Annotated in this window: 11 protein-coding genes; 2 read left to right on the top strand and 9 right to left on the bottom strand. The window is 64.2% G+C overall.

What is annotated here, in order from left to right; genetic code table 11:
* The 7 genes from A5791_RS16220 to A5791_RS16250 form a co-directional block, all read right to left on the bottom strand.
* The coding region (locus tag A5791_RS16220) for a serine/threonine-protein kinase (RefSeq protein ID WP_156661371.1) at nucleotides 1-476 on the bottom strand (476 nt) is incomplete at its 3' end.
* A gap of 181 nt (nucleotides 477-657) precedes the next feature.
* Complete coding sequence (gene embR, locus A5791_RS16225; protein WP_067238830.1) at nucleotides 658-1,827, bottom strand: ATPase/transcriptional regulator EmbR; 1,170 nt, start codon at nucleotides 1,825-1,827, stop codon at nucleotides 658-660.
* Nucleotides 1,828-2,189: 362 nt separating this feature from the next.
* A complete protein-coding gene (locus A5791_RS16230; RefSeq protein WP_067238856.1) occupies nucleotides 2,190-2,879 on the bottom strand; it encodes a C39 family peptidase in 690 nt (229 codons plus the stop codon).
* Nucleotides 2,880-3,227: 348 nt separating this feature from the next.
* A complete protein-coding gene (locus tag A5791_RS16235) occupies nucleotides 3,228-3,605 on the bottom strand; it encodes a DUF4189 domain-containing protein (protein ID WP_067238833.1) in 378 nt (125 codons plus the stop codon).
* 78 nt (nucleotides 3,606-3,683) lie between these two features.
* Nucleotides 3,684-4,418: an LppX_LprAFG lipoprotein gene (locus A5791_RS16240; RefSeq protein WP_067238859.1), complete on the bottom strand. Its 735-nt coding sequence runs from the start codon at nucleotides 4,416-4,418 to the stop codon at nucleotides 3,684-3,686.
* Between the two features lie 145 nt (nucleotides 4,419-4,563).
* Entirely contained in the window at nucleotides 4,564-6,486 is a 1,923-nt protein-coding gene (locus A5791_RS16245; protein WP_067238836.1) for an ABC transporter ATP-binding protein, read from the bottom strand.
* The gene (locus A5791_RS16250; protein ID WP_067238841.1) at nucleotides 6,483-8,270 is read right to left on the bottom strand and encodes an ABC transporter ATP-binding protein; all 1,788 of its coding nucleotides are present in this window, start codon (nucleotides 8,268-8,270) and stop codon (nucleotides 6,483-6,485) included. Before A5791_RS16250 ends, A5791_RS16245 begins: the two co-directional genes overlap by 4 nt.
* Before the next feature lie 196 nt (nucleotides 8,271-8,466).
* Here A5791_RS16250 and A5791_RS16255 point away from each other — a divergent pair, with 196 nt between their 5' ends.
* Together A5791_RS16255 and A5791_RS16260 are read left to right on the top strand one after the other, a co-directional pair.
* Complete coding sequence (locus A5791_RS16255; RefSeq protein WP_067238845.1) at nucleotides 8,467-9,024, top strand: DUF3558 domain-containing protein; 558 nt, start codon at nucleotides 8,467-8,469, stop codon at nucleotides 9,022-9,024.
* On the top strand, nucleotides 9,021-9,587 hold the full coding sequence (locus A5791_RS16260; RefSeq protein WP_067238849.1) for a DUF3558 domain-containing protein: 567 nt from the start codon (nucleotides 9,021-9,023) through the stop codon (nucleotides 9,585-9,587). Before A5791_RS16255 ends, A5791_RS16260 begins: the two co-directional genes overlap by 4 nt.
* 8 nt (nucleotides 9,588-9,595) lie before the next feature.
* On the opposite strand, the gene A5791_RS16265 is transcribed toward A5791_RS16260, so the two are convergent.
* Entirely contained in the window at nucleotides 9,596-10,102 is a 507-nt protein-coding gene (locus A5791_RS16265; protein WP_067238853.1) for a histidine phosphatase family protein, read from the bottom strand.
* Nucleotides 10,103-10,136: 34 nt separating this feature from the next.
* Nucleotides 10,137-10,381 (bottom strand): HNH endonuclease signature motif containing protein (locus tag A5791_RS16270; RefSeq protein ID WP_197504706.1); only part of this gene is annotated, 245 nt, incomplete at its 5' end.

Consider the following 10,381-nt stretch of genomic DNA (forward strand, 5'->3'; position numbering starts at 1 on the left):
CCGAAGTCGACCAGGTAGGCGAAGTCGTCGCGGGTGACCAGGATGTTGGGCGGCTTGACGTCGCGGTGCATCACCCCCGCGGCGTGCGCGGCGTCGAGGGCGGCGGCGACCTGGCTGATGATGGCCACCGCGCGCGGTGGGGTCAGCGGGCCGTACCGCTTGAGCATGCTGTCGAGGTCGGTACCTTCGATCAGCCGCATCTCCAAATAGAGTTGGCCGTCGATTTCGCCGTAGTCGTGGATGGGCACGACATGCGGTTCCTTGAGCCGCCCGGTGATGCGCGCTTCGCGCTTCATCCGCTCGCGGAACACCGCGTCCTTGCTGAATTCTGCGGTCATCACCTTGACCGCAACCGTCCATTCCTTGACGGTGTGCTCGGCCTCGTAAACCTCGCCCATCCCACCGCGGCCCAGCAGCCGTTTGAGCCGATAGGGCCCAAACATCGACCCAACCCGCGAGCCCTGCTCCTCGCTCATCGCTGCTCCTTACAACCCGACCCCGCGATGCCGCTCACATTATCAACGGCGACCGTCCAACGCGCCGGCCAGAAATCGCTGACCGAGCAATCATGACGGTAAGGCGTTACCTGCCCGGGCGCATGACATCCGCAACATCTGGCCCCTCGCGGTTGCGACGTCGCGTCAGGACCTCGGCGGCCTATTCGATCGCCGAAAAACCAACCGTCTCCTCCTGATTGTCCAGGGCCACCCGGAAGGTGAATTCGTGGTCGCAGATGCGGATGTGGTCCCCGTCGTTGAGCGTGGTGGCGGTGCGAATCCGCTGGTATTGCACATGCACTCCATTGGATGACCGAAGGTCGTTGATGATGTAGTTGGTGCCGGTGTCGACGATGACAGCGTGGTGGCGGCTGACATTGGCGCTTTCCAACACGATGTCGTTGTCTTGCAGGCGCCCGATTCGCGTCGCCGCCGATTTCAGCGGATAGCGCTCACCCGATGCCGAGTACAGGTGGGCGAGAACTTTCTGGCCCGTGACGCTGGTGCGCTGATCGAGCACTGTGACCGTGCCGACAGCGGTGGTCTTGGCCCTCTTCTTGGCGTCCAGGGGTTCCTGTCGCAGGACCTTGTCGTTCAAGTCGCGGAGGGTCTGGCCGGGGTCAATGCCAAGGTCATCGGCCAGCAACGTCTTCACCCGGCGAAACGCGGCCAGCGCGTCGGACTGCCGGTCGGTGAGATAGTAGGCGGTGATCAGCTGCGCCCACAACGGCTCACGGTAAGGGTGCTCGTTGGTGAGGGCTTCCAGTTCGGTGATCACGGATGACGCACGACCGCAAGCGATTTCGGCCTCTGCCTTTGCAGTGTGGGCGACAACCTTGTCCTCGACGAGGGCAGTGGCAAAGGTGTCGACGAACTGAAAGTCGCGCAGATCCTCGAGCACCGGTCCGCGCCATTCCGCCAAGGCTTCGGACAGATGACGGCTGGCGTGTTCGAACCGACCCGAAGCGGCGGCGTGTACTCCCGCGTTCTTGGCGGTGATGAACCGCCCTAGATCGCAAGCGTTCTCGGAAATGCTCAGCCGGTAGCCGGGCGGCGCTGCGGCCAGCACACCTCGTGGGTCGATCCCGACGCCGCTGAGCAGCTTGCGAAGGTTGGATACGTAGGAGTGAATGCTGGCCCTCGCCCCGGACGGGGGCCACCCCTCCCACACGGCCGTGATCAGCCTGTCCACGCCAACTGGGCTGTTGCGGTTCATCAACAGCATGGCCAGCACCGCCCGCTGCTTGGGCGTACCCAACGGCACCAGGGCGCCGTCAACACTCATCTCCAACGGTCCGAGCAGACCGAATTCGAGACGTATGTCCTCCATCGCGGTTACCAGCCCTTCCGGGTGCTCTGCGACGTCACGTGCCAGGCTGCCAATAGTGTCGCATTACGTGCCGCCGCATTACTTGTCATTCTGATACGAAGTCCGCGAATTCGGTAACAATGGCGCACTCCGCATTTGCTTTCTCGTGCGCGCAACCGGCCTGCGATCGCCCGGCTTTCCGACGGTGCGCCGCGGCCCCACGCCTGCCGAACGAATGGCTCAAATGTCGGTGTTATCAATGCGATCAGCACTTTCCCGCACCAATTGTTTTGGCGGACAGTCCCGCACGCAAAGGCGGGCAGCCGGCCCGGTGCATGCACCGGTTGGCTGCCCGCCGTCGCGATTGACATCGGGGTGCCGGATCAGGCGGTCGTCACCACACCCTCGTTGCTGGTCTCCCAGGCCTGCATGAAGAGCGACAGGGGGACCTGCTCGTCCTTGCCGTTCGGGGTACCGCTGTCGTTGAGGTGCACGACGTTGTTGGCGGTGTCGATACCGGTCACCACCACAGCGTGGTCAGACACCGGGTTGCCGTTCTTGTCCTTGCTTTCGATCGGCTTGTGCCAGATCATCTCGGCATTCAAGCTGACGATCAGCTTGTGGCCGCTGCCCAGCAGCTGCTCGAGTCCCTCAATGCCTGCCGGAACGCCGGTCTTTGCGGAGTAATTCTTGTTGCTGTAAACGGCCTTGACGCCGTACTGCTTCAGCAGCTCCGGAAGGTCCGGCATCACGGTGCCATTGCCCTCAGTCTTGTCACCCTTGACCGGCTTGATGTAGATCGAGCCGCTGTGGGCGATGCTCGGGGTGGACTGGGCCACCTTGATGATGGCTCGCTCGGAGGGCTCCTTACCGGTCACCTGCCCGACGACGTCGGCGCTGGCCATGATGGCGCAGTCGTCGTAGTTCTGGTGACGCCACCACTGGGCGGCGGCGACGGGGTCGCCGTACATGGTGCCCCCGGCCGCCTCGGCCGTGCCGGTGGCCAGGCCCAGCGAGATGGCTGCGGCAACCACGGCGAACGTCGCGGTCTTGGCGATTTTGGAGAAGTTGATGGTCTTCACTAGTCGTTCCTTTTCTCGTTCCGCTTTGGCGGAGTGGCTTGTTGAGAAAAGGTTCGAGCGTTGACCTAGTTGTTATCTCCACGAATCCTTGAAGAGATCTCGCGCCGCTGTCGCGGGCCTGGAAATGTGCGCTAAAAGTGGAGCTCAGAGCGCATCCGCCGGCGCCAGCGGTCCCGGCGCGGACGTCAGTCGCGAAGGGACCCGGCGGGCTGTGCTGAGCACGTTTTGGTCACGCGATCCGTCGCAAGCCTCGGGTCACACCCCGCTCATCTACCCGGACATGCCGGGCATTCGTCGAAGGCGATTACGGACGTGCCGTGCTCGCCTCGCCGCCGAGCTTTAGTTGCAACCCCAGGCCACGATCGTTCCGGAACCACCGCCGAGGTTCCTGACGGCGGCCAGCTCTGCTTCCGTCAGCGTGTTGCCGTAGCCGCCCATGTACATGGTGGCGTTCTCGGCGACTGCGCCGCAGTTGGTGAAGTCCACCAAGACCTTGCAGTCGGAGTAGCCGCAAGCACTCATCGCCCCGGCATCCGCGGCCGATTTCGTCGATGCGTGCAACGCCCTGCCGTACACCCGATGGGCGGGGGAGACGGCGATCGCGCCGTGCTGGTCGTCGGCGCGTGCCGTCGGGGCCAGGGTGGCGGACATTGCGGTCACCACTGCCAGGCTGCTGACCACGACCGCAGCGTGTCGCCGAAAAGCGCGCATTTCCATGATGGTTCCTTTCCCGGGCCGACGGGCCGGTGGAGTTGAAAACGATTCGGAATGCATGGTGGTCGGATCCGGTAGCGGCTATACCGGTGGTTTGGTGACGGTGACCTGCTTGCCCCAATCGGACATGGTCAGCGTGATCGTGCTGTTCTCCGCGGGGACGAACTGGAGCTTGACGAGGTGGTGGGATCCGTCGGATGCGATCCACACGGTGGTGGGTTCCTGTGTTTCCGTCTCCGGGCCAAGCCGGCGTCCGGCCAGCGTGGCTACGTCGTTGGATGACGAGGTACCCGTGATCTTGGTGGTGGCGATGCCGTTCACCTGCTCGGTTCCGGCCACCTTCGGGTTCTTGAGGTTGGCCAGGATGTGGGCGAGGCCCTTGTCGGGATCCAGCAGGGTCCCTACGTCATAGATCGACACGCCGTCGCCGTAATCGGTGTACTTGCCGCCGGGATCTGCGACGTCGGAGTACAGGTGACCGTCGACGAAAACGAACTTGGAATCGACGGGCTTGGACCCGACGGTCAGGGTCGCGTTGCCGGTGGCGGCTTGCGGGTTCTTGGACACGTCTCCGTCGAGCTTGGTGAGCGAGAGGTTGGGCACGTTGCCCTGCACCTCGACGTTCAGGTGCATTCCGGTGACCTGCCGCATCGCGTCGGCGGCCTGCTTGACGACGTTCGCGGCGTCGACGTTCGGGGCCGGCGACGATCCGCCACCACCCTTGTTCTTGTCTGAGCCGGAGCAGCCACTGATCGCGAACACCACGGCCAGGATTGCGGCCATGACGGCGACTACGGTCCGATGGGGAAACTTCATCGACATCTCCTTCGGTTGGCTCACTTGTGTTTGCCGCAGAGAGTTCCTGTGCAGCGAAGTTAACAGCCGAACAGAGCCTATACCGGAGAGAATGGGCCGGAATGCGGTTTTGAGAGCCTAAGTTTGGGTTCTTGCCCGGACCCGGTCATGCTTCGGTCATTTTGTAGTACTCACCGCGCGCGGCGATGAGTTCGGCATGGCTGCCTTGTTCGACGAGCCTGCCGGCCTGCATCACCAGAATGCGATCGGCATCGCGAATGGTCGAAAGCCGGTGCGCGATAATGAAACTCGTTCGGTCCCGGCGGAGTTCGCAAGTTGCGCGCTGGATCAGTGCCTCGGTGCGGGTGTCGACCGAGCTGGTCGCCTCGTCCAGGATCAGTAGCTGCGGCCGGGAGAGGAATGCTCGTGCGATGGTGATGAGCTGTTTTTCGCCGGCGCTGATGTTTCCGCCGTCGTCGCTGACGCGAGTCTGATATCCGGCAGGCAACCGGCGCACAAAATGGTCGACGTAGGCCGCCTCGGCTGCCTGCGCCACGTCGTCCGCGCCGGCCTCGGGCCGTCCGTAGGCGATGTTTTCGGCGATCGTCCCGTCGAACAGCCAAGTGTCTTGCAGCACCATGCCGATTCGGGATCGCAGCGCGTGCCGGCTCATAGTGGCGATGTCGATGCCGTCGAGGAGTATTCGGCCGGAATCGACGTCGTAGAAACGCATGAGCAGGTTCACCAGGGTGGTCTTGCCGGCTCCCGTCGGGCCGACGATCGCGACCGTGCTGCCCCGCTCGGCCACCAGCGACACATCTTGGATCACCGGAGTGCCCGCCCGGTAGGCGAAGCTCACGTGATCGAACTCGACGCGTCCTGTCGGTGCCTGGCCGTTGGGCGATGTCACCAGTGGGGCGGGCTCAACGGCCGCGGCTTCCGGGGTTTCTTCGCGTTCGTCGAGCAGGGCGAAAACGCGCTCGGCGCTGGCCACCCCGGATTGCAGGGTGTTGTACATACCGGCCACCTGGTTGACCGGCGTGGTGAACTGCCGGACGTATTGGACGAACGCCTGGATGCTGCCCAGCGTGATCTGCCCGGCGGCTATCTGCAGTCCACCCACCACGGCCACCGCTACATAGCCGAGGTTGCCGATGAACGTGGTCGCCGGTGACACCAGGCCGGAGACGAACTGGGCGCCGAAGCTGGCTTGGTAGACGTCGTCGTTCAACTCGCGAAACCGTTCCCGCGCCGCGTCCTGGTGGCCAAACGTCTTGACCACGGTGAAACCGCTGTAGGTTTCCTCGATGTGGGCGTTGAGCCGTCCGGTCCTGGTCCACTGAGCAACAAACAGGCGCTTGGAGCGTCGTGCGATGGCCCGGGTGGTCAGCAGTGACAGCGGCACCGTCAGCAGCGTGATCAGCGCCAGCAGCGGCGAGATCGACACCATCATCGCCAGCACCGCCACCACGGTCAGCATCAACGTCAGCAATTGGCTGATCGTTATCGACAGCGACGTCTGCAGGTTGTCGACGTCGTTGGTGACCCGGCTCAGCAGTTCGCCGCGCTGACGTCCGTCGAAGAAGGCCAGCGGCAGCCGGTGCACCTTGTCCTCGATGTCGGACCGCAAACCGACCATGGTTCGCTGCAGCGTCACGTTCAGCAGCCGGGCCTGGGCCCAAAGCAGCAGTGCGGCAAGCACATACAGTGTCAACGCCAGTGCCAGCGTCCGGCCCACCGCATCGAAGTCCACACCCCGGCCCGGTACGACGTTCATACCGGACAGTAGGTCGGCGAATGCGGTGTCCCCTCGTTGCCGGGCGGCAGCGACGGCCTGCGCCTTGGTGATACCGGCGGGCAGCCCCTTGCCGACGACACCGTTGAACAACAGGTCGGTCGCATGGCCCAGGATCCTCGGCACGGCTACGCCAATCGCGGTCCCGGTGATCGCGAGCGTGATCACCAGTGCGACCAGCCGGCGCTGTGGTGCCAGGCGCTTGACCAATCGGCACAGCGAGCCGGTGAAGTCACGAGAGCGTGCGACGGGTGCCGGCGTGGCGCGCGGCGGTGTGGCGGCGGGCGCGCTCATCGCCGGCCCCGCTGATCTCGAGCGCCGGAAAGCATCGACTGTGAGTCCGCGAACTCGGTATAGGTGGGGCAGTCGACCAACAGCGATTCATGTGTGCCCGCGCCGACCAGCTTGCCGTCGTCGATGACAATCACTTGGTCAGCCGCCGACGCCGTCGAAATCCGCTGTGTCACAACGATAGTGGTGGCATCGCCGGAGATCTCCCGCAATGACGCGCGCACCCTCGCCTCGGTGTGCACATCCAGTGCGGAGAATGCGTCGTCGAACAGGTAAATGGCCGGGCGACGGATCACAGCCCGGGCGATCGCCAGGCGTTGCCGCTGCCCGCCGGAGAAGTTGATACCACCTTGTGCGACGCGCATCTGCAGGCCGCCGGTGTCCAATCCGTCTGGGCGGATGTCGTGCGCTCCGACGAAGTCGTCGGCGGCGGCCACCCGCAGCGCTTCCCACATCTCGTCGTCAGTCGCGTCGGCTTTGCCGTAGCGCAGATTGTCGGCGACGGTGCCGGAGAACAAATAGCCGCGCTGCGGCACCAACCCGATGCCCGACCACAACGTCTTGATGTCGTAGTCGCGCACGTCGACGCCGTCGACCAGGACAGCGCCGTCGGTGACGTCGTAGAACCGGCAGATCAGCGATATCAGCGTCGACTTGCCCGAGCCGGTGCTGCCCACGATTGCGGTGGTGGTACCCGGCAGTGCGGTCAGGGAGATGTCCTGCAGGACGGGGCGATCGGCTCCCGGATAGCGGAACGTCGCGCCGTCCAACCGCACCGTGCCTTGTGCGCCGAGTGCGCCTACGCGAGGGGACTTCGGATATTGCGGGTTGTTGACGGCGGTGCGGGTGGCGAGCACCTCGGTGATGCGCTGGGCGCACACGGCCGCTCGCGGCAACACCGCCAGCGTCATCGTCGCCATCATGACTGCCACCAAGATCTGGGTGAAATACGCCAGAAAGGCGAGCAGCGAACCGACCTGCATGTGGCCGCTGTTGATTCGTAATCCGCCGAACCAGACCAGGGCGACACTGGACACGTTGATGGTCAGCGTGGTGACCGGCAACGTCAGCGCTTGCCAGTTGCCCGCGGTCACCGCGGTGTTCGACAGCGCCACGTTGGCCCGCGCGAACCTGTCCCGCTCGAAACCCTCACGGGCGAACGCGCGGACCACCCGGACACCGGACAGCTGGTCGCGCATAACCCGATTGATGCCGTCGATCATGCTTTGCATGGCGCGAAACATCGGCAGCATCCGCGAAATGATCAAGTAGTTGGCCCCGGCCAGTATCGGCACGCTGACCAGCAGCAGCCACGACAACCCGGCGTCCTGATGGATGGCCATCACGATCCCGCCGACCGCCATGATCGGTGCGGTAATCAGCACGAGACAAGTGATCTGCACCAGGAACTGGATCTGCCTGACGTCGTTGGTGGTGCGGGTCAGCAATGTTGGCGCGCCGAACCGGCCCATCTCGTGTTCGGAGAAGGTGGTGACGTGGTGAAACATCGCCGAGCGCAGGTCGCGGCCGAAGCCCATGCCGGTCCGCGACCCGAAGTAGGTCGCCCCGACCGCGCACAGCACTTGTAAGCCGGTGACGGCGAGCATCAGCAGACCGAGCCTCACGATGGTGGAGGTGTCGCCCTTGGCGACGCCGTCGTCGATGATCGCGGCATTGACGGTCGGGAGGTACAACGATGCCAGGGTGCTGATGAGCTGCAGCGCCATGAGCGCCGCGACGAGCCCGCGGTACGGCCGTATGTACTGGCGCAGCAGTGCCAGGAGCATTTGGTAACTGTCGCACACTCGCATGCTTTCGACGCCGGGACCGCCGGATGGTTCGCGGCCTGCGCCGCACCGGCCGGCGTGCGCGAAAAGCCTGCTCAGGTAGCGTGTCGGTGGTTGACCCCCGGGGCTGACGCTACAGTGCATCGTGTGACCAGCAGTAGCCCTGGCAGCAGACCCACCAGCAGAAGAGGTAGCGGTGCGGCGTAACTTGACGGCACTGGCGGTGGCGGCATCGGCCTTGACAATCTTGATCCCGACGGTGGCTGGGTGCTCGGGCTCCGGCGACAACAAACCGGGCGCTTCGACGCCGTCGGGCCCGGGAAGCGGGGAAGGCCATCACGGGCCCTTCTTCCCGCAGTGCGGTGGCGTCAGCGATCAGACGGTGGTGGAGCTGACGCGGGTGTCGGGTTTGGTCAACACCGCCCGCAATTCGGTGGGTTGCCAATGGCTGGCGGGCGGCGGTATCAGCGGCCCGCACTTCTCTTTCTCCTGGTACCGCGGTAGCCCGATCGGGCGCGAACGCAAGACCGAGGAGCTGTCGCGCGCGAGCGTCGAAGACATCAACATCAACGGTCACGGTGGTTTCATCGCTGTCGGAAACGAGCCCAACCTGGGTGACTCGCTATGCGAAGTCGGAATCCAGTTCCAGGACGACTTCATCGAATGGTCGATCAGCTTCAGTCAGAAGCCCTTCCCGCCGCCGTGCGATATAGCCAAAGAACTGGCCCGTCAATCGATTGCGAACTCGAAATGACGGGCTGGAGGGGTCGCGGCAGAAGAAGCCTGGTTGTTTTTGTGGCCGTGTTGATGAGCGCTCTGATGGTGTTGACGGGGTGTTCGCGGTCGATATCGGGCACGCCGGTCAAAGCGGGTGGGGCCGGAACTCCGCGCAACAACAAATCCGAACAGCAATACCCTAATCTGCTCAAAGAGTGTGAGGTCTTGACCAACGACATCCTGGCCAAGACCGTGGGCGCCGATCCGCTTGATATTCAGAGCACGTTCGTCGGAGCGATCTGCCGGTGGCAAGCAGCCAACCCGGCCGGTTTGATCGACATCACCCGCTTCTGGTTCGAGCAGGGCAGCCTGAGCAACGAGCGCAAGACCGCAGAGGGGCTGAAGTACAAGATCGAGACGCGGACGATCCAGGGCGTGAATTCGATTGTGATGCGGCCCGACGACCCGAACGGCGCGTGTGGAGTCGCCAGCGATGCGGGCGGCGTGGTCGGCTGGTGGGTAAACCCCCAGGCGCCCGGCATCGATGCTTGTGGGCAGGCTCTCAAGCTCATGGAACTGACGCTGCAAACCAACTCGTAGGCATAGTCCTAGCGGGGCACGTGAAAGTCGATCAGAGCGCCGCTGGCGGGACTGACTTGGCCCCAGCCACCGTCGATACGGAGCACGGCGATCGCCGAGGTCGGGAATTTCTCCGAAATGCGTTGCACGGCATCGGAGTTGGTGCCGTGCGCGCCGGCCAGGATGATCGCGACGTTCGATGTCGTCGGTTCGTGCCCCACGACCAGCAGGGTGCCGACCTCGTCCGGGACCTGGTTGATTTCCTCGATCACCGTGCCGGGTGCGGCTCCGTAGAGCCGGGGCAGGTAGCGCACCGGCGCGTCAATACCGGTGGCTTCCAATGTCTTCCGGGCACGAGTTGCCGTCGAACACAGCACGCTGTCGAATGCCGGGAGATTGGTGCGCAACCAGTCACCGGCCAGCCCGGCCTCCCGGACGCCCCGGGACGCCAACGGCCGGTCGTGGTCGTCGACGTCGTCTGGGTACGCCGACTTCGCGTGGCGCATCAGCACGAGATTGCGGTGCTGCTCAGTCATCGGACTCACGTTAGTGAGTGCGGATGCGAAATCGCTACGGCGCGTCGTCATCGTCGTCCCTGTCGGGCAGCATTCGTTCGGGGTGGTGGTAGTTGTTGGTGCGGGGTTGGCCGTGGTCGAGGTGGGGCGGTGGGATCCATTGGGTTTGGCCGTTGGGTTGTTTTCGGGTTTGCCAGCCTTTGTCGAGCAGTTTGTGGTGGGGTGTGCAGGCGAAGGTGAGGTTGTCGATGTCGGTGCGCCCGCCTGCGGCCCAGTCTGTGGTGTGGTGGACTTCGCTGT

The organism is Mycobacterium sp. 852002-51163_SCH5372311, assembly GCF_001667115.1.
Classification (GTDB): domain Bacteria; phylum Actinomycetota; class Actinomycetes; order Mycobacteriales; family Mycobacteriaceae; genus Mycobacterium.

What these genes read in the sequence shown, in the direction of transcription:
- embR (WP_067238830.1), bottom strand. Translation starts at nt 1,827, where the DNA reads ATGGAGGACATACGTCTCGAATTCGGTCTGCTCGGACCGTTGGAGATG.
- A5791_RS16235 (WP_067238833.1), bottom strand. Translation starts at nt 3,605, where the DNA reads ATGGAAATGCGCGCTTTTCGGCGACACGCTGCGGTCGTGGTCAGCAGC.
- A5791_RS16240 (WP_067238859.1), bottom strand. Translation starts at nt 4,418, where the DNA reads ATGAAGTTTCCCCATCGGACCGTAGTCGCCGTCATGGCCGCAATCCTG.
- A5791_RS16245 (WP_067238836.1), bottom strand. Translation starts at nt 6,486, where the DNA reads ATGAGCGCGCCCGCCGCCACACCGCCGCGCGCCACGCCGGCACCCGTC.
- A5791_RS16250 (WP_067238841.1), bottom strand. Translation starts at nt 8,270, where the DNA reads ATGCTCCTGGCACTGCTGCGCCAGTACATACGGCCGTACCGCGGGCTC.
- A5791_RS16260 (WP_067238849.1), top strand. Translation starts at nt 9,021, where the DNA reads ATGACGGGCTGGAGGGGTCGCGGCAGAAGAAGCCTGGTTGTTTTTGTG.
- A5791_RS16265 (WP_067238853.1), bottom strand. Translation starts at nt 10,102, where the DNA reads ATGACTGAGCAGCACCGCAATCTCGTGCTGATGCGCCACGCGAAGTCG.